General features: G+C 58.1%; 14 protein-coding genes. 2 read left to right on the forward strand and 12 right to left on the reverse strand.

The genetic code is table 11. The features are described from left to right. Nucleotides 1-3: 3 nt before the first annotated feature. The 3 genes from AZE99_RS00975 to cysD are packed head-to-tail and all read right to left on the reverse strand — an operon-like array spanning nt 4 to nt 3,559. Nucleotides 4-750 (reverse strand): 3'(2'),5'-bisphosphate nucleotidase CysQ, encoded by a 747-nt coding sequence (locus AZE99_RS00975; protein ID WP_156472035.1) that lies wholly within the window; start codon nt 748-750, stop codon nt 4-6. After that, entirely contained in the window at nt 747-2,654 is a 1,908-nt protein-coding gene (gene cysN / locus AZE99_RS00980; RefSeq protein ID WP_067197161.1) for a sulfate adenylyltransferase subunit CysN, read from the reverse strand. Before cysN ends, AZE99_RS00975 begins: the two co-directional genes overlap by 4 nt. Next, the gene (cysD, locus tag AZE99_RS00985) at nt 2,654-3,559 is read right to left on the reverse strand and encodes a sulfate adenylyltransferase subunit CysD (protein WP_082788178.1); all 906 of its coding nucleotides are present in this window, start codon (nt 3,557-3,559) and stop codon (nt 2,654-2,656) included. Before cysD ends, cysN begins: the two co-directional genes overlap by 1 nt. 85 nt (nt 3,560-3,644) lie before the next feature. On the opposite strand from cysD, the gene AZE99_RS00990 reads away from it, so the two are divergent. Then, nucleotides 3,645-4,787 carry a helix-turn-helix transcriptional regulator gene (locus tag AZE99_RS00990; protein ID WP_067197164.1) on the forward strand — a complete coding sequence of 381 codons (1,143 nt, stop codon included), beginning with the start codon at nt 3,645-3,647 and terminating at the stop codon, nt 4,785-4,787. Between the two features lie 96 nt (nt 4,788-4,883). Here the strand turns inward: AZE99_RS00990 and AZE99_RS00995 are convergent, their stop codons facing one another. After that, nucleotides 4,884-5,576 carry a pentapeptide repeat-containing protein gene (locus AZE99_RS00995; RefSeq protein WP_067197167.1) on the reverse strand — a complete coding sequence of 231 codons (693 nt, stop codon included), beginning with the start codon at nt 5,574-5,576 and terminating at the stop codon, nt 4,884-4,886. A gap of 160 nt (nt 5,577-5,736) precedes the next feature. Next, nucleotides 5,737-7,377, reverse strand: a complete 1,641-nt coding sequence (locus AZE99_RS01000; protein ID WP_067197170.1) for a carboxylesterase/lipase family protein — start codon at nt 7,375-7,377, stop codon at nt 5,737-5,739. Nucleotides 7,378-7,526: 149 nt separating this feature from the next. On the opposite strand from AZE99_RS01000, the gene AZE99_RS01005 reads away from it, so the two are divergent. Further along, complete coding sequence (locus AZE99_RS01005; protein WP_067197173.1) at nt 7,527-8,831, forward strand: hypothetical protein; 1,305 nt, start codon at nt 7,527-7,529, stop codon at nt 8,829-8,831. A gap of 12 nt (nt 8,832-8,843) precedes the next feature. On the opposite strand, the gene AZE99_RS01010 is transcribed toward AZE99_RS01005, so the two are convergent. The 7 genes from AZE99_RS01010 to AZE99_RS01035 all read right to left on the reverse strand — a co-directional run bounded on the left by AZE99_RS01010 (nt 8,844) and on the right by AZE99_RS01035 (nt 18,433). Beyond that, nucleotides 8,844-10,172 carry a glycoside hydrolase family 1 protein gene (locus AZE99_RS01010; protein WP_067197176.1) on the reverse strand — a complete coding sequence of 443 codons (1,329 nt, stop codon included), beginning with the start codon at nt 10,170-10,172 and terminating at the stop codon, nt 8,844-8,846. Between the two features lie 13 nt (nt 10,173-10,185). After that, nucleotides 10,186-11,853, reverse strand: a complete 1,668-nt coding sequence (locus tag AZE99_RS01015) for an MFS transporter (protein ID WP_067197178.1) — start codon at nt 11,851-11,853, stop codon at nt 10,186-10,188. A 66-nt stretch (nt 11,854-11,919) separates the two neighbouring features. Beyond that, on the reverse strand, nt 11,920-12,072 hold the full coding sequence (locus tag AZE99_RS16030; protein WP_156472036.1) for a hypothetical protein: 153 nt from the start codon (nt 12,070-12,072) through the stop codon (nt 11,920-11,922). Between the two features lie 94 nt (nt 12,073-12,166). After that, on the reverse strand, nt 12,167-12,850 hold the full coding sequence (locus AZE99_RS01020) for a TetR/AcrR family transcriptional regulator (protein ID WP_067197181.1): 684 nt from the start codon (nt 12,848-12,850) through the stop codon (nt 12,167-12,169). 50 nt (nt 12,851-12,900) lie between these two features. Beyond that, on the reverse strand, nt 12,901-14,493 hold the full coding sequence (locus AZE99_RS01025; protein WP_067197184.1) for an AMP-binding protein: 1,593 nt from the start codon (nt 14,491-14,493) through the stop codon (nt 12,901-12,903). Further along, nucleotides 14,490-16,139: a carboxylesterase/lipase family protein gene (locus AZE99_RS01030; protein WP_067197187.1), complete on the reverse strand. Its 1,650-nt coding sequence runs from the start codon at nt 16,137-16,139 to the stop codon at nt 14,490-14,492. The genes AZE99_RS01025 and AZE99_RS01030 overlap by 4 nt, the downstream gene beginning before the upstream one ends. 14 nt (nt 16,140-16,153) lie before the next feature. After that, entirely contained in the window at nt 16,154-18,433 is a 2,280-nt protein-coding gene (locus tag AZE99_RS01035) for a TonB-dependent receptor (protein WP_067197190.1), read from the reverse strand. Nucleotides 18,434-18,776 lie beyond the last annotated feature (343 nt).

The following is an 18,776-nucleotide window of genomic DNA, read 5'->3' on the forward strand; positions in this document are numbered from 1 at the left end:
CCGTTAAAGTCCGGCGAGCGCCTTAAACACTGGATCGGCATGTTCCTTCCGGCAGATCAACAGATCCGGCATGTACACATCGCGCTGGTTATATAGCAGCGGGGAGCCGTCGACACGACTGACGTGCAGGCCATGCGCCGCCGCCACGGCTATCGGGGCGCAACTGTCCCATTCATATTGACCGCCAGTGTGGAGATAGATGTCGGCTTCCCCGCGGACCACCGCCATGGCTTTCGCGCCAGCACTGCCCATCGGTACAAGTTCGGCACCCAGGATTTCCGAGACCGCCACTGCTTCTGCGGCAGGGCGGGTCCGGCTGACCACCATGCGCAATTTCTCAGGCGGTGGCGGTACCGGGTTCGGCTGGTCGGAACGCAGCACGAGATCCAGGCCGGGCAGCGCCACGGCACCAATCGCGGGAAGGCCGTCTATGGCCAGCGCGACATGCACTGCCCAGTCGGTCCGGCCTTCGCCATATTCGCGGGTGCCGTCGACCGGATCGATGATCCACACCCGCGATTTTGACAGGCGTATTTCGGTGTCCTTGCTTTCCTCGGAAAGAAGTCCGTCATCGGGACGCTGGTGCGTAATCGCGTGGATCAGAAACTGGTTCGCCGTTTCATCGCCCGCTTTGCCCAGCGCCTTACCCGACAACAGCCCGCTATCGCGTACTTGCCGCAGCAGCTTGCCGGCTGTGTCAGCGAGATGGGCGGCAAGGGCAACATCATCCTGCATGATTTTCTCGTTCATTTCAGCGGCGCGATCTGGCGGATGATATATTCCGCAGCTTCGACTGGAGTCATTTCGACGGTATTGACCCGGATATCCGGCTTCTCAGGCGGTTCATAGGGACTGTCGATACCGGTGAAATTCTTGAGTTCGCCAGCCCGCGCCTTTTTATAAAGCCCTTTCACATCGCGTTCCTCGGCGACCTCCAAAGGCGTGTCCACGAAAATTTCGACAAACTCGCCTTCGGGCAGCATCGCCCGCACCATGTTGCGTTCCGCACGGAACGGAGAAATGAAGGCAGTCAGAACGATCAGACCGGCATCGGTCATCAGTTTTGCCACCTCGCCCACCCGGCGGATATTTTCGATCCGGTCGGCCTCGGTAAAACCGAGATCCTTGTTGAGCCCATGCCGGACATTGTCGCCATCGAGCAGAAAAGTGTGACGGTTCATCACGTTGAGAAGTTTTTCGACTTCATTGGCGATGGTCGATTTGCCGGACCCCGACAGACCGGTGAACCAAAGCACCTTGGGCTTCTGGTTCTTGAGGTCGGCATGGGCTTCGCGCGTAATATCTGTTGCCTGCCAATGGACATTCTGTGCCCGGCGAAGACTGAAATGCAACATGCCCGCACCAACCGTGGCGTTGGTGATCTTGTCGATCAGGATAAAGCCACCCAATGTGCGGTTGTCAGCATAAGCCTCAAACACGATAGGTTTGTCGGTGGCAATTTCGGCTACGCCAATAGCGTTCAGGTCGAGCGTTTTTGCCGCCATATGCTGCATCGTATTGACGTCGATGCTATATTTCGGTTCCTGCACTGTCGCGGATACCATCTGCGTACCGAGCTTGAGCCAATATGCACGGCCAGGGAGCAAGGCATCGTCATCCATCCAGACGATGGTTGCCTCGAATTGATCGGATGCCTCGGGTGGATTGTCCGCCGTCGCAATGACATCGCCGCGCGAACAATCTATTTCGTCATCGAAGCACAGCGTGACCGATTGTCCGGCGACCGCTTCTTCCAGATTTCCGCCGAGGGTGACAATCTTGCTGATGGTTGAGGTTTTTCCGGAAGGCAGGACGCGGATTTCATCACCCGGCTTCACCGTGCCCGTCGCAATCTGGCCGGAAAATCCGCGGAAATCGAGATTGGGCCGGTTGACCCACTGGACCGGCATGCGCAGCGGCTTGGACTGGCTGGCGTCCAGGTCAAGATTGACCGTCTCGAGATGCGCCATCAGTGGCTCACCCTTGTACCAGGGAGTATTCGCCGAATTTTCGGTAATATTATCACCTTTGAAGCCGGAAATCGGCATGGCGGTGAAATTGTCGATCCCGATCTCGGTGGCGAAAGCGGTATATTCGGCGACAATCGCGTCATATTTTGCCTGATCATAATCGATCAGGTCCATCTTGTTGACGGCCAATACGATATTCTTGATGCCGACGAGGTTGCACAAATAGCTGTGCCGCCGGGTCTGAACGAGCACACCCTTGCGGGCGTCGATCAGGATGACGGCAAGGTCGGCGGTCGAGGCGCCGGTGACCATGTTGCGGGTATATTGCTCGTGCCCGGGACAGTCGGCGACAATGAACTTGCGCTTTTCGGTCGAGAAGAACCGGTAGGCGACGTCGATCGTGATCCCCTGCTCCCGTTCCGCAGCGAGACCATCGACCAGCAGCGCGAAATCAATCTCCTGGCCCTGCGTGCCGACCGATTTGGAATCGGCCTGCAGCGCTTCGAGTTGATCCTCGAAAATCATCTTGCTGTCGTAAAGCAACCGGCCAATCAGGGTCGATTTGCCGTCGTCCACCGAGCCGCAGGTGATGAAGCGGAGCAGTGACTTGTGCTGATGCGTCTCCAGATAGCTGTCGATGTCCTCGGCGATCAGTGCGTCGGTCTTGTAAATGGTATCGGTCATCAGAAGTATCCCTCCTGCTTTTTCTTTTCCATCGATGCCGAAGAATCATGGTCGATCGCACGGCCCTGTCTTTCCGACGTCGTTGTCAGCAACATTTCCTGGATGATTTCCGGCAAGGTTGCAGCGGTGCTTTCTACCGCACCGGTGAGCGGATAGCAGCCCAATGTGCGGAACCGGATGGATCGTTCGACCGGTGTCTCGCCCTCTTGCAGCGGAAAGCGGTCGTCATCGACCATGATCAGCATGCCGTCGCGTTCGACTGTCGGGCGTTTGGCCGAGAAATAAAGCGGAACAATCTCGATATTCTCCAGATGAATATATTGCCAGATATCGAGTTCCGTCCAGTTGGACATCGGGAAGACGCGGATGCTCTCACCCTTGGCTTTGCGGGTATTGTATAGTTTCCACAGTTCGGGCCGCTGGTTCTTGGGATCCCAGCGGTGATTGGTCGACCGGAAGGAAAATATCCGTTCCTTGGCCCGGCTTTTTTCCTCGTCGCGTCGCGCGCCGCCGAAGGCCGCATCAAAGCCATATTTGTCGAGCGCCTGTTTGAGTCCTTCGGTTTTCCACATATCGGTATGCAATCCGCCGTGATCAAAGGGGTTGATCCCGCGTTCGACCGCTTCGGGATTCTTGTAAACCAGCAATTCCATGCCGGCATCTGCAGCAGCCTTTTCGCGCAGCTTGTACATATCCTGAAACTTCCAGGTCGTATCAACATGGAGCAATGGAAAGGGTGGCGGCGAAGGGTAAAAGGCTTTCTTGGCGACATGCAGCATCGCCGCGCTGTCCTTGCCGACCGAATAGAGCATCACCGGCTTTTCTGCCTCCGCCACAACCTCGCGCATGATGTGGATCGCTTCGGCTTCGAGCCGCTCCAGATGGGTCAATGTTCGTGCCGTCAATGTCCGCTCCTCAATTGCTGGGACTATATTGACCAGAGAAAGCTTTTATATGGACCTCCCATATGGGAGGGTGTAGCAATTGTGCATGGCTTTCCCGGGAAATTCCGAAACCGGATTGCTGCTTTCCCTGCAGAAGGCGGTGGTCGAAAAATCAGGCTGGACCGAGTTCCTGGCGGGACTCGCAACGATGGCACACGCTCGGTTCGCGGCAATGATCATTGAAATTCCGGGTTCTTCCGACGCGGCATATATCGTCAATGCGATGCCAAATGGTCAGCCGGTATCAATTTCCTCCGCTGCGCTGGCTATAATTCTTTCCGACCGTCTACGCCCGGAACGGATATATTCTGCCGCCGAGCTGAAAGATATCGACTCAGGCGCCGGAATGGATGCGGCGCTCGCCAAACTTGGCACGCCCGCAGTGCGAGCGATGCGCGCCGTTGTTTCCGAAAGTCTTTCAATCAAGGTGGGAGTCTTCGGTTCGGTCGAATTTGGAGCAGCGGACGGCGCTATTTTGAGAAGATTGTTCCCCTATCTCAGGTCATGCGCGCGCGCTGCGGTGATAGTCGAGCGCGAACGATTTCATGCGTCCGTAACTGCCAAATTGGCTCGCAAAACCGGCCTCGGCTGGTTCTTGCTTGATCGTTCCGGCGTCATTGTGGAGTCAGTATCTGACCGGCCAGACAGATTGCCCGGCTTTAGCATTCTCTCTGGCATGCAAGGTGAGCGGTTCGCTTTCGCAGATCGCGCAACCGAAACGGCGCTAGCGGATATCCTTGATCGCTGTGCAACCGGAACCGCTGAACGTTCAGCGGCCATTGAAATAAGTTCCGGTCCGATGTTGCATATGCGTGTTTCACCATTTCCAGCATCGGATTATGCTTGGCTCTGTAACGCTGTTGCGCTTGTGACATTGCACGGAGAGAGCCAGATGACGGCGGACGGTTGCGGGTTGCTGGTTGACCTGTTCGGTCTGCTCCCCAGCGAAGCGCGGCTTGCCAAAGAGTTGGCTGGCGGGAAATCCTTGGTCGAGGCCGCTGACCATATGGGCCTTACGATCGAAACCGTGCGCAACTATTCAAAAAAGATTTTCGCCAAGACCGGAACTACGGGACAGGTGGATCTCGTCAGGTCGATCCTGGCCAATGGTCTGGCTGAACTTGAAGCTCCTTCACTCTGTCTGCCGAGTTCCGGAAGAGAAGATTCGGTCAGCCCATCCGAAATCTAGTGCCAATCTATCTAACCTGGCCGGCGAAACCGATCGCTAATCCAAGCTGAAATTGAGGTCCCAATTGCAACCCTCACGGATGTCGACGATGGGCGCCTAAAGCACGTTAAGTCCAAGTTCGCCAAGCAACTGTCCGGCCTGCACCCTGGAAATTGTTGCGCCGCGAAACAAACCTGCATCGATCAAGCGAAGGCCGCCAAGATCCGCACCGCGAAGATCAGCCCCTGCAAAGCGTGAGCCCGCCATGTTCGCGTCGCGCAGGCTGCAATCATCAAGCACGGCCGAGCGGAAATCACAGTTTCGCAGGTCGGCGTGGCTGAAATCTATTTTGTGCAGGGTCTGTTTATGGAAGCTATAGCCGGGCAATTTGGCACCGATCAGGAGCGTTTCTTCAAAACGTGCGTCCAGAGACTTGCTCTCTGACAGATCCGTGCCGGTCAGTTTGCAGCTTCGAAATGATGCAGACGCGAGGGTCGAGCGGCGCAGCACGGCATTGTTGAAATCGCTCGACTGGAATGAGGCCTCCGTCAAATCGGCACCGCTGAACGTCGCAAAGGCGCCGCGGCAGGACTGCCAGTCCGTCCTTTCGAGACAAGTCCCGGAAAAATCGGCTCGCCGCAAATTGCATCGTTCAAATTTCCAGCCTGACAGGTCGAGATTGGCGAGATCAACGCCTTCCAGATCACAGTCAATCAGACATGCTGGCGAATGGCCGGACGCCATTTGCACTATATGCTCTCGCGATAATGTCCGCTCGCTTATGGAGCCATCGGCAAACAGGTCGTTCATCCGGCCCCTCGAAGATTGTGATATACCGGCAGCAGCTATGCTGGGAAAACCGGCGCGATGCCAATCAATTCGGGCGAAGTGTGTTGGTGATCAAGCGGGATATTGTCCGTTCAACCAGACTATCATGACGCCTCTCAATGTTACCGGTGCGAATATGCCATCAATCATTGGGGCTGCTGTCGACTGGACAGGCTTTTAATGGAATCATGTTCAGAAACCACTGCTCGCCGTTGCACCGCCGCTGTTTCATTATCTGTTCTTGCAGTTCGAACATAGCCGCCGCCTGACCATGTCCCACGACTGGAGTTGCGGCGAAGCGCATCCGTGCCTGGTCATTGGCATATGGAGGCCATGCAGGACCTGTGACGGACGAGGGAGCCCCGGTAGTGGCAAAGCTTGCCCAATAGTCGATCATCGTCGTCGCAAGGGCATCATCGGCGGGATCGACCGGTATAGGCCAGTTGGCAGGCAATCGTTTGTCCGGGCCGACGCGGCCAAAGGTGAAGGGCAATTCACCGGCGTGAAAACTGCACAGGTCGCGCTCCTTCGCCGCAGCATAGCAATGATCGAAGATGAAGGAAAAAGCTGGCTGCCCCGCTGCGGTCTGTTGCCTGACCAGCCGCTCAATCGCCCAGCCATAGACCGCGTCGCGTGTTGCATCGAGCTGGCTTTCTGCAATATTCGAGGCGGGATAGAGCTGCAGATAGGCCGGCGCAAGATTGCCAAAACGCTTAGTGATTTCGATTTCATAGGCGTCAGGCTCATTGGGTGCAGCGGGAATCAGCAGCCGTTGTGAACGGATTTCGCCGCTGTTGAGTCCGGCCAGGATCGGCACCTGCGCTTGCTCGCTGCGGTCGAAGGTTTCGACGACTTGCGCAGGCAATATCTTGCCATCGACCGTGCCTTGTGCCGGGAAGCGGGCTTGCCAGGCCTTCACCATCAGCGCGTCGGGGTCGAGCGCCCGCAGAACGCCGATATCTTCGCCGAGCGCCGCGCCAATTGTCTCGGCAGCGGGCATGCCGAAGGCGCTTTCGCGCAGGAGCGGCACTGCGCGGATATTCGCACTCTGGATGATAGCCTTTGCAAACAGACCGTGGGCAGGCGGGCTGGACAGTAGATAGGTGATACTGAGCGCACCGGCCGATTCACCCATCACCGTGACATTCTGTGCATCGCCGCCAAATGCGCCGATATTGTCTTTCACCCACGCCAGCGCTGCAATCTGGTCAAGCAAGCCATAGTTGCCGGAAATGCCATCCGGCGATTCAGCACTGAGTCCAGGGTGTGCCAGCCAGCCGAAGACCCCGAGCCGATAGTTGATCGAAACAAACACAATCCCGCGCTTCGCATATTCGCTTCCGTCGTACATCGGGCTGGCGCTTGATCCGCGTTGCAGCGCGCCACCGTGGATCCAGACGACCACAGGAGCGCCATTTGCGTTATTCGGCGACCAGATGTTTAGTGTCAGGCAATCTTCACTGGTCGCTGCCAGTTCCTCGAAATAGACACTGCTGGCGGGGTAGGGCGGTTGGATACAACTGGCCCCGAATGCGCTTGCGTCAAAAGTGCCCTGCCATTTTGCAGGCGGAGCGGGTGGCTGCCAGCGTCGGTCGCCAACCGGCGGCAAGGCATAGGCTATGCCCTTGAATATGCCGATATCATCCGTGATTGTTCCGGTAAGCCGACCCTGGGGGATCTGGACTTCAGGCCGATCTGGCATTTTCGATGAAGATTGCGTGCCGCTTATGGCAGCCGCCAAGATTCCGATATATGCTGCGATCCGAAGAGCGATTTTGCTCATTCCATTCCTCTCCTGCCACTGCCGCAATGCTTGCCATTGTCCGGCGCCAACTATACACTCACTCGCTAGTGAATATCAAGTGCACTTCCTTCACGACCGACATAATGTCGGCAAGGAAACAAGCGGCAGAAACACCGGGAGATGATGATATGAGCGGACCGACGAGACGCGATGTGCTGGCAGGTGCGAGCAGCCTGCCCCTGACTGTCGCGATACCGACAGCGGCGCAGGCCACAGCCACCACTAAGCCCAATTCGATTGCAGACGATCTCGCCAGATATATCGGATTTGGGAGCAAGCAGTCGGGCAGCGAGGGTGATGCAGCCTGCGGCCACTGGCTTGCCGGCGAGCTTGAGGAGGCCGGATTCGTGGTCGAGAAACCCGTGCTTTCAGTGCCATATTTCGATCAAGCCATTTGCGAAATCACCATCGACGGCGCGCGCGCAACACTCTGGCCGCAACCAATTGTCATTCCGACGCCCGCCAGCGGCGTGTCCGGACCGCTGGTTCGCGTCGATGGAGCGGGAAGGGCGGATGCGCCGCTCGGCGGGGCAATTGCACTGGTCGATCTACCCTATGGCCGTTGGTCTTCTGCCTTTTCGAAATCCGTGCGCGGGCCCGTCGATGCGGCCTTTGCCGGCGGTGCGAAGGCCGTAGTCATTGTCACCAACGGTCCTACCGGCAAGGTGATCGCACTCAATGCCGATGGTCGCGCACCGATGTTTGCAGGACCCGTAGGCCTGCTTGCGCCTGCCGATGCGGCAGCCTTCCTGAGCGCTGCGACGACACATGCCACGGCGACAGCGACGCTGACGGGACAGGCCGGTCGGCGACCGGCGTTCAATGTGATCGGCCGGATGGATCGGCAAAAAGGGAAATGGATCGTCGTCTCGACACCGCGCTCCGGCTGGTACGGTTGCGCGGCAGAACGCGGTGGCGGCATTGCCGCATGGCTCGACCTTGCGCGCAACATACCCAGAATGCTGCCCGATCACGATATCGCCTTCCTTTGCAACAGCGGCCATGAATATGAGAATCTGGGCGCCGAGGAATCGCTGAAGGCGACAGCGCCCAAGCCCGAAGAGACCCACTTCTGGTTACATCTCGGAGCCAATCTTGCCGCCCGCGACTGGCACGAGGGGCTGTTTGGCCTGTCACCGCTGCCGGGCACAGATTCGCAGCGCTATCTGGTTGTCAGCCCGCCACTGCTCGACCCGGCACGGCGCCTGTTCAAGGGACTGGCTGGTCTCGAAGGCCCCTATCCCAGCGACAAATTATCGGCGGGCGAGCTAACCGCGATCATTGCCGCAGGCTACCCCTCGGTTGCAGGCGTGTTCGGCGTGCATCGCTTCCATCATGTCGCCGACGATGACGAGCGATGCATAGATGCGTCGAGCGTTGCCGAGACGACCGAGGCATTCCGCAATCTTCTGCTGGAAGCTGGCAAAGCCTGAAGGTTTGCGTTGTTACAGTCGGTTCGCGCGAGCCAGTGCACCGAAATGATAGGCGCTTGGCCGGGGCGTCCGTTTGAACGTCTCGCGGTCAACGGCTGCCAGTCCAAAAGTGTGGCCATAGCCCGATGTCCATTCGAAATTATCGAGCAAGGACCAGTAGAGATAGCTGCGGACAGCGATCCCTTCGTCGATACAGGCCCGGACACCATCGAGCGCCTGATCAATAAAGGCAATGCGGCGCTTGTCATCATTCACGGCCACGCCGCTTTCGGTTACGTAGATCGGCTTGCCGATGGTTCGATGCGCCCAGCGGATCGTGTTCGCCAGCGCCTGGGGGTAGAATTCATAGCCCGACATCGTCAGTTCGGCGTCCGGCGGCGGCGCGACCATGCCCTTCTCGTCGAAAACCATGCGGGTATAGCACTGCACCCCGAAGAAATCGGAGTGGCTGCGGGCCACATCGACCCAGTCGCCATAGAGCTTCCGCTCATAATGCGCGACCAGCGAAGGTGATCCTGCGGACTGAATCTCTTGGGTTGTCAACGTTATCCCAACCGGAAGATCCGGTCTTGCCGACTTGATTTCGTCATAGGCCAGTCGATGCGCCTGCTGCAGGATCGGAGTTGAAATTGCCGGATCGGAATAGGCCAAGCGCGAAAAGCGCGGCGAACCGGTGGCGCGAACCGCAGCCTGGTTGACCGCGCGGATCTGCTTTCGGGCTTCATCCGACTGTGGGTATAGCGCCACCAGCAATCCGATATTGGCTTCGTTGAACGTAGTCACAAGATGCATCAGCCCGCCGAGTCTTTCGGCGACAGTGCGGCAGAAGCGGGCAAACAACTGCGGCGCATCTTGTACCTCAAAGCCGCCGCGGGCAGCAAACCAGAGCGGGGTGGTGAAATGATTCAAGGTCACAATCGGCCGCAGCCCGCGAGCGCGGCATGATTCGAGCACGCGCTTGTAATGATCAAGAGCCGCATTGGAAAAACAGCCTTCGCTGGGTTCGATCCGTGCCCATTCGACGCCCAGACGGTAGCAGTTCAAACCCAATTGCTGGGCGAGTGCGAAGTCTTCATCATAACGATGATAGCTATCGCACGCATCACCCGAACGGTCCTTGAACAAGGTCGGCTCAAGATTTTCCGCCAGCCAGGCATCGCTGTTGACATTGTTGCCCTCGCTTTGATGGGCAGAGATTGCCGCACCCCACAAAAAGCCCGGAGGCGCACGTCGGCGAACCTTCACCGATGCCGTATTTGCCAGAAGCGTCGGAGCGGCCGCTGTGCCTGCCGCTACCTGCATCAACTCGCGCCGCCCGATCTCGAAGTCCTGATCCGCCATCACCCCTTCCTTTCTATGCTTCAATGTCGCGTTTATAGGTTTCCGGGAGAAACAATATTCCGACCACTGCGGTAATGCCGGCGATGACAATCGCGTACCACAGGCCCTGATAGATGCTGCCGGTCGCCGCAACCATCGCGAAGGCAACCGTCGGCATGAAGCCCCCGATCCAGCCGTTCCCGATATGATAGGGCAGCGATAGGGACGAATAGCGGATACGTGCGGGAAACAGTTCGACCAGCAACGCTGCCAGCGGCCCGTAGACCATCGTTCCCAAGGTTCCGAGCATGCAGAGGATCACGATCACCCTGAACTGGTCAATCTGGTCCGGGTCTGCGTCGGTGGGATAGCCTGCGGCTACCAACGCCCGCTGCACATCAGCTCCGAAAGCGGCAACGGCGCTATTCTTGGTGTCGCCTGAGACAAGCGCAGGGTCGGGAGCAATGATGCTCCGATCACCGATCCGGATCGACGCTATGCTGCCGATCGGCGCATCGATATTTTCATAATTTATCCCGCTCTTCGCGAGATAGGATTTTGCAATGTCGCAGCTCGTTGTGTCGAAGGTGTTGCCACCGATAGGATCGAATTGAAACGAACATTCGGAGCCATGGGCCACGATGCTAACGGGTGCGCGTTCGATAGCAGCCGCCATTGCCGGGTTCGCGGCATTGACCAGCGCACTGTAAAGCGGGAAATAGGCAAAAACGGCAATAACACATGCGGTCATCATGATCGGCTTGCGGCCGATCTTGTCGCTGAGCCAGCCCCAGAAAACATAGAGAGGAATCGTGATGGTGAGCGCAGTGGCGACCAGGAAGTTCGCGGTAGCACCATCGACCTTGGCGATTTTCTCAAGAAAGAAAAGCGGATAGAGATGGCCCGAGAAGCCGATGACCGCTTGTCCCGCAACCGCGCCGAAAAGCGCGATCAAAACGATCTTCAGGTTTTTCCATTTGCCAAAAGCTTCCCTGAGCGGTGCTTTGGATGTTGCGCCATGCGCTTTCATCCTCTGGAATACAGGGCTTTCGTTGAGCTGAAGGCGGATCCAGAGCGCGACCAGCAGCAGGACGATCGAGAAAAGAAACGGCAGGCGCCAACCCCAGGACAGGAAGTCATCGGCATCCAAGCTGGTCCGCAACCCGACCACGAACATGGAAGCCAGAATAAGACCGAGCATCGCTGTTGTCTGGATGAAGCCGGTGTAAAAACCGCGTTTCCCGTTCGGTGCATGTTCGGCGATATAGACCGCCGCACCGCCATATTCGCCACCGATCGCAAGGCCCTGCAACAATCGCAGCGCCATCAGGATAATCGGTGCCGCAATGCCGATTTGGTCATAGCTTGGCAGCAAGCCGACTGCGAAGGTCGACATACCCATGATCGCCATGGTGACGAGAAAGGTTTTCTTGCGTCCCACGATATCGCCGACCCGCCCGAATACCAGCGCGCCAAACGGCCGTACCGCAAAGCCCGCAGCAAAGGCCATCAGCGCGAGGATGAAGCCTGTGGTTTCGTTGACCCCCGAAAAAAACTTCGCCGAAATGACGCTGGCAAGCAGGCCGTAGAGGTAAAAATCATACCATTCAAACACCGTCCCCAGCGACGAAGCGGTGATGACGAGCTTTTCATTCTGTTTCTTGCCCACGCCGTCTGGCAAAGCTTCCGTGTCGGTAGCCATATTCCTTCTCCCATTTATCCCGGCAGCGGCGGCGGACTTCGGCCAGCTCGCTACTGCCGGGGAATATCAATGCCCGGCAGTGATCGCCGGATCGACCTGTTCGATGCTCATCATTTCGCGGTTTGCTGCGGGAGCATTGTGCTGCCCTCCGAAACCGCATGCGTCAGACAATGCCCGCATCAAGCTGTTCGACCGTCCCTTCAAATATGCCTTCATCATAGATCTTGTACTTTCAATAACTCACGTGTGAGTGAATAAGAAGTTCATCTTGAAACTGGAACTGATCTTGTTTCTAGTCTCAGCTACCAGCCCGTTAACGCTGCTCGCAAATTTCCTTGAAGCCCGCCGCCATGAATCGGGCCATACGTTGTTTGACCGCAGAATAATCTTCCGACTGGCAAAGGCCGTGCGACAATTTGTCGATACGGCCCGTTCGCGCCAGCGTCAGCATCAGCGCGCCGGTTACGAAATGATAGCCCCAGAAAATATCTTCTTCAGCGGCGTCCGGCAGGGCTTTTTTCAGAATATCGATCAGGCGCAGCACGACCGGGTCGAAATATTTATCCATATATTCAGCGCCATCGGGACTATTCGATGCTTGCGCGCCGAATGCGCCGTAATTCTTCCAGCCTTCACCGCCATGGATATAGAGGTCGAGGTCGGTGTCGAGAAAGGCGTGGAGCGCGCCTTCCACGGTCGGGTTTTCCCCGGCAGCGCGGTCATAATCATCAAGCGCCTGCATCCGTTTCTCGATTGTAACCACAGCACGCCGGGCAAACACGGCGTCGAACAGCGTCTGCTTGTCGTCGAAATAATAGTTGAGCAAAGTGTGATGGACGCCGACCTGTTTGGCCACATCCTTCAGTGTCACACCATAAAAGCCGTGCTTGGAAAAAAGGAGTTCGGCAATATCGAGTATCTGTTCCATCATCTCGGCCCGTTGTTCGGCCTTGGAAACTTTCTTCACACTGGTTTTTGCTGTCGATGCCAAACTCATTTCCTTCTGCACTATATCCGTCGCGACCGGGATCACCCTACGGGATCACCCTACACGTGTCCGTAATCTGCCCGCAATTGTATTTTATTGATCTTTCCGGTGGCCGCGAGCGGCATCCCGTCCAGACGGATGATTGCATCAGGAATCCACCAGGACGCGACATTCTCGTGCAGCGGCGCGAGCAATTCTTCGTCGCTGATCGAATTATCGCAGGTTTCGACCAGCAGAATCGGCCGTTCGCCCCATTTGGGGTCGCTCCGGCCTATCACCGCGGCAAGCGACACCTGGGGCAGGGCACCGACCAGTGATTCAATTTCAGCAGGGTTGATCCATTCACCGCCCGATTTGATCAGGTCCTTGGCGCGACCGGTGATCATCAGATTGCCGTCAACGTCAATGCGCGCGAGGTCACCGGTGTCGAACCAGCCCTCCGCGTCGGTCGCGGGCTTGTCATCGCCGAAATAGCGTTTGACGACACTCGGTCCGCGCACGCGCAGATGGCCCTCTGGTCCGCGTTGCTCGTCAAGCGGGTGCCCCTCGCTGTCGGTGAGGAGCAGGTCAATGCCGATAGCAGGCCGTCCCGAAAGGGCCGCCAGCCGCCCCGAATCTCCCGCTACTGCAGCGGTGCCGAGCGGCGACAGTTCGGTCATGCCCCAGCTGGTCTGCACCTCGACACCGAGCCGCTGCTCGATCCGTTCCATCAGCGCCGGTGGCATCGAAGCGCCTCCCACAAGTATCCGTTCGAGCGATGGTACATCACCGCCCTCGGTCTCGAGATGTTCGACCAGGCCGAGCCACACGGTCGGTACGCCGACGCCCAGAGTGACGCCTTCGGACCGGATCAGAGCGGCCAGATGCGCTCCAGTGCTATTGCTGCCGGGTAACACAAGCTTGCCGCCAACCGCGGGGACCGCGAACGGCAGGCCCCAGGCGTTGGCATGGAACATGGGAACGACCGCAAGCACCGCATCATTCGCGCGAACCCCCATCACGTCGGCCTGAAGCTGCCGCATCGTATGCAGATAACAACCGCGGTGGGTATAGGTAACTCCCTTGGGTGCGCCGGTTGTACCCGAAGTGAAGCAAAGTCCGGAGGGTGTGTTTTCGTTGAACTGTCCCCATTCGATGTCCGGCGATGATGCCTCAGCCATTGCTGTTGCCAGCACGCCGACATTGATCGAATCATCCGCTGCTTCGATCGTCGCTCCATCATCGTCGAGCAGCAATATCTGTTCTATGGCGCCACCCTCCGCAGCAGTCGCCCGGGCAAGCGGCAGCAGATCCCGGCTGGCCAGCAGCAGGCGCGCTCCGGACTGCGCCAGCATGGCTCCGAGACTCTTGGCGGTGAGTCGCGGGTTCAGCGTATGACACACCGCACCCATGCCGATTATCCCGTACCAGCTTTCAAAATGCCCCTGACTGTTCCAGGCGAGCGTCGCGACATGGTCGCCCTTGCCCACGCCCAGCCGATGCAACGCACCCGATACGGCGCGCGCGCGATCATGGATAGCGGCATAGCTGATCCGTTCGACAGTACCGTCCGGCGCTGCTGAAACCACCTCGGCGAGGGGGTGCCATTTTGCAGCGTGGGAAAGAAACTTGTCGAGTGTCAGTGCATAGCCTTGCATTGAACCGTCGATCATTGGCACCCCTCGGCTTTGGGTGGTAGTGGTGGCGAAATGACGCCGATGTTCCAGTTCCATGCGGTATCACCCGCAGCGCGCCGGCGGCACACGACCGCTTCGTGCAGCGCTGCTGTTCCGGGGAAAAGATTATGACCCAGACGCGGCTTGTCGGCAAAATGCATGAACGCCTTGTTCTGGGAATAGGACAGCCAGTCCGGCTGGCCCTTGGCTCGTGGTTGCCCGCTTCGGGCGAAGCTTGCCCAATAATCACCCATCGCGGCGATCAACTTGCGCTCTGACAATTTGTTCGGGATTTTCGGCCATAGGGGCGGTGTCTTGCCGGCAGTATCGAATACGAAAGGCAGTTCTGCAGCATGGAAGGCATGCAAATCCCATTCCTGGGTTGCCGGGTAGCCATGGTCGAAAAGATAGAGATAGGCGGGTATGCCGAGCGCCGCCTGATTTGATACCAGCCGCTCGGACGTCCAGCCGTACATGGCATCGCGCGTCGCGGCGAGCATGCTTTCTTCCTTGTTCTTGGCAGGGTAGCGGGACAGGTAAGCGTCCGCGAACTCGCCGTAATTGGTCCGGATAGCCGCTTCATATGCGGCGGCATTATCAGGTGCCTTGGGCAGCAGGAAACGCAGGGACCGGATTTCGCCCGCATTGAAGCCGGCGAGTATTGGCACCGGTGCCTGTTCGTTGCGGTCGAAAGTCTCAACCAGCTGGCGCGGCACGGTCTTGCCATCGATGACAGGGAAAGGGAAATATCCGGCCGCAGGTGCCTTTTCGGCAATCTCTTCTGCGGGCATTGCCCGGAGTGCGACAAGATCGTCAGTACCCAGCTTGGTCGTCAAGTCTATGCCCTGCTCTTCGGCTGGTACCATGCCATTGCGTTTTTCGCGCAGCGCTGGTGCCGAGACCATATAGGCGCTCTGGGCGATCGCCTTGTCGAACAGCCCGCGCGCGTCCGGCGCCGCCATCAGATACATGACGCTGAGCGCGCCCGCAGACTCGCCCGCGATCGTCACATTGGCTGCATCGCCGCCGAACGCGCCAATGTTTTGCTTCACCCACTGGAGTGCCGCGATCTGGTCGAGCAGGCCATAATTACCCGATACGCCGTCTGACGATTCTGCGCTGAGCTCCGGGTGCGCGAGATAGCCGAGCGCCCCGAGACGGTAGTTGATCGACACGACGACCATGCCGCGAGCCGCAAGCGCGCTGCCGTCATAAAGCGGATCGCCGCCCGATCCCGTGGTCAGCGATCCACCATGTATCCAGACGAAGACCGGCGCGCGCGTGGCATTGTCCGGTGCCCAGATGTTGAGCGAGAGACAATCCTCGCTCATCTCCGGCAGGTCCCATGCGTAGATGCTGGGTCCTCGCGGCTTTGGTTGCATGCATGCCGCACCAAATTTGGTGGCATCGCGTACGTCCTGCCAGTCAGCTGCCGGTTGGGGCGGCGTCCAGCGCAGCTTGCCAACCGGTGGTGCAGCATAAGGAATGCCCTTGAAGATGCGGACCCCTTTTTCCTCGCTTCCCTGCACCTTGCCTGCCGGCGCATCGACGACCGGACCATCGGCGGCTGCCGCCGGTACCGGGACCATGACCGCCAGCAGGAGAGCCAGATGGGTCAGGCCCCGGAACGTCGCATCTTTCATGTTACGATGCCCCATCAGAAGCGGTAGTTCGCACGAATGCCCGCCGTGCGCGGCCGCAGCCTTGCATAACGGCCATCGAGGAAGGCTTCCGGATGGATATAGGTGATCGAGGAATCATCGAACACATTCTCGACATAGGCGGTCAGGTCCAGCGACCCCAGCTTGACCCCGGCGAAAAGATTCACGTTGGTCCATGCCTCGGTGAAATCATAAGTCGGGCTCACAGCATTAGGATTGCCTGGTACGTTCGGGAACTGGTTCGGGAACGATCCGACGTGCGACGCATTGAGCGCAGCGAAGGCGGTGTTTCCGCCACCGACCGCAAAGTCGTAGCGCAATGTGCCCGATCCCTGAAAATGCGGCGACGCAAGCCGGACACCCGGAACCGCGCCAGATATCGCCGCTTCGACCGCCGAAAGTTTTGTCACCTTGGCTTCGTTGTACGACCCGTTGAGGGCGAGGCTGAGGCCTTCGACCGGCCGCGCCAGAAACTCGAATTCAATGCCATAGCTCTCGGCACCGCCGATGTTGGTCGCGAACTGGATCGAATCCGAGACGCGGTTCGCCTGAACCTGGATGTTTTTCCAGTCGATATAATAACCCGCAAGATTCGCGGTCAGGTCGCCGCCCAGCCAGCTGCCTTTGACGCCGACCTCGTAGTTGGTGACGCTGTCCGAATTTGCGCCGTCGGGAATGACGAGATCATTCGGATTGATGGTACTGACCAGGCCGGCCCGGGCGTTGACAACCGGCGTCCGGAAACCGGTCGATATGGTTGCATAGGTGGTCAGATCCGAATTTGGCTTCCACGAGACGCTGGCCTTGTAGGACAGGCGGTCGTCCTTGACCTTCAACCCTTCCTCGTAGCCAATCGGTGTGATTGTCACCGGCACATTCTGAAAGCCGAGAAAGGCGAGGGTAAGATAATTGCTGTTATAGCCACCGCCCCGGGTGAAGCTTTGCACCTCTGTGCTGCCGTAGCGCAGGCCACCAGTGACCCAGAAATTGTCGCTGAAACGGTAGGTCAATTCGCCGAAACCGGCAATCTCGCTCTGGTCGGTATAGGCATTGAACCGCTGATAATATTCATCCGGCAGTCCGGTCAGCCCGCGTGCGGCGAGATATTCGGGCGTGGAGCGATAGGCAAAGTCCACGGCGCGCCGTTTGTCGTAATAGAAGAAGCCAGCGACCCACTCGATCGGACCCGACGTGCGCGAGACCAGGCGGGTTTCCTGAACAAACAGGTCGTCATAGCCAAAGGCGTCCAGTGCGAACGGGAAGGCCTGCGCGAAAGTTCCGGCCAGATCAACATAGAAGGATGCGTCATAGGTCGACAATGTTGTCGAGCTGATCAGTTCAGCGAAGTCGAACTCATAATTGACGGTCGCGTTGAAGTTGGTGAGTTCCCCCTGGAACAGGTCGGGCCGGTCGGAAAGACGCGTGAACTCGCCGAGGTTCGGATTGGTCAGTCCCGAATCCGCGGGCTGGCTGTTTTCATAGGAGGCCAGCAGCTTCACCTGCATCCGGTCGCTCGGCTGCATCAGCAGGATTGCGCGCCCGCCATAGGCTTCCAGACTGTTGGAATTGTTCACGCCGGTGCCGATATTGTCGACCCAGCCATCCTCGTTGCGGTAATAGCCAGTGACGCGAAGCCCCAATTCGTCCGTCATGATCGGTATGTTGATCATCGCATTATAGCGCTGGCGTATCGAATCGGATCCGGTCAGGCCGATGTCGGCGCTGGCGGAGGCCTGGAATTCATCCAGGTCCGGACTGCGCGTAATGATGCGCATCGCACCGGCGAGCGAGTTCGAACCGAACAATGTACCCTGCGGCCCGCGCAGAAATTCGACGCGCTCTACGTCGTACAGATTGGGATCGAGAATGGTCGAATTGCCGTTTGCCGAAATTGGCAGTTCGTCGACGTAGATGGCAACCGCGCTCTGCAGCCCGGCGCTATAGCCGTTGGTGTTGATCCCGCGGGCGGTGAAATTATTGAAATTCTGGGTCGGCCGATTGACGACGATGCCGGGCGTATTCTGCGCAACACCTTCAAAGCCGACGATACCAAGGTCGTCCAGATCCGCTTGATCATAAGCAGTGACGCTGATGGGAATATCCTGGATCCGTTCGCTCCGGCGAGTGGCGGTAACGATAATTTCCTTGTCACCGCGCTTCTGGTCCTGCGCTGTCTCGTCGGTGGGCTGCGATGTTTCGCCGGACTGTGCCACAGCAGAAACGGGTTGCGCGAGCAAGGCGACCGCAGACACGGACGCAAAAAATGTAACTTTCATTTGAACCTCTCCTCCACGTCAACGCTCTTTGTCGCTGACTTGGGCAGGGTTTATGTCGACATCATTTTGGAATGTCAACACTCACTATCACGTGCGTGAATATTATTGCCGACAGAGATTTGCCTTTCCTTTCCGCATGTAATGCCGTTCGAAAGGGGGCTGATCACGGCAGGAATATATGCTTGAAGGCTGTTGTCCGAGGCCTGCAACCAGCTGGCATGGATGTCGATTGGTGAACCATCTGGCCGAAGGAATGAACGCCAATTCGAAATCGCTTGTCCCGGCCGCGTCGGATCCCGCCCGTCCCAATCACCAATTCCGGAGTGGGGAAGCGATAAGGGCG

The sequence above is a fragment of the Sphingorhabdus sp. M41 genome, assembly GCF_001586275.1.
Classification (GTDB): domain Bacteria; phylum Pseudomonadota; class Alphaproteobacteria; order Sphingomonadales; family Sphingomonadaceae; genus Parasphingorhabdus.

Excerpts from the sequence above, each read along its gene's own strand:
- AZE99_RS00975 (WP_156472035.1), bottom strand. The coding sequence starts at position 750 with ATGAACGAGAAAATCATGCAGGATGATGTTGCCCTTGCCGCCCATCTC.
- cysN (WP_067197161.1), bottom strand. The coding sequence starts at position 2,654 with ATGACCGATACCATTTACAAGACCGACGCACTGATCGCCGAGGACATC.
- AZE99_RS00990 (WP_067197164.1), top strand. The coding sequence starts at position 3,645 with ATGGCTTTCCCGGGAAATTCCGAAACCGGATTGCTGCTTTCCCTGCAG.
- AZE99_RS00995 (WP_067197167.1), bottom strand. The coding sequence starts at position 5,576 with ATGAACGACCTGTTTGCCGATGGCTCCATAAGCGAGCGGACATTATCG.
- AZE99_RS01000 (WP_067197170.1), bottom strand. The coding sequence starts at position 7,377 with ATGAGCAAAATCGCTCTTCGGATCGCAGCATATATCGGAATCTTGGCG.
- AZE99_RS01005 (WP_067197173.1), top strand. The coding sequence starts at position 7,527 with ATGAGCGGACCGACGAGACGCGATGTGCTGGCAGGTGCGAGCAGCCTG.
- AZE99_RS01010 (WP_067197176.1), bottom strand. The coding sequence starts at position 10,172 with ATGGCGGATCAGGACTTCGAGATCGGGCGGCGCGAGTTGATGCAGGTA.
- AZE99_RS01015 (WP_067197178.1), bottom strand. The coding sequence starts at position 11,853 with ATGGCTACCGACACGGAAGCTTTGCCAGACGGCGTGGGCAAGAAACAG.
- AZE99_RS16030 (WP_156472036.1), bottom strand. The coding sequence starts at position 12,072 with ATGATGAAGGCATATTTGAAGGGACGGTCGAACAGCTTGATGCGGGCA.
- AZE99_RS01020 (WP_067197181.1), bottom strand. The coding sequence starts at position 12,850 with ATGAGTTTGGCATCGACAGCAAAAACCAGTGTGAAGAAAGTTTCCAAG.
- AZE99_RS01025 (WP_067197184.1), bottom strand. The coding sequence starts at position 14,493 with ATGATCGACGGTTCAATGCAAGGCTATGCACTGACACTCGACAAGTTT.
- AZE99_RS01030 (WP_067197187.1), bottom strand. The coding sequence starts at position 16,139 with ATGAAAGATGCGACGTTCCGGGGCCTGACCCATCTGGCTCTCCTGCTG.
- AZE99_RS01035 (WP_067197190.1), bottom strand. The coding sequence starts at position 18,433 with ATGAAAGTTACATTTTTTGCGTCCGTGTCTGCGGTCGCCTTGCTCGCG.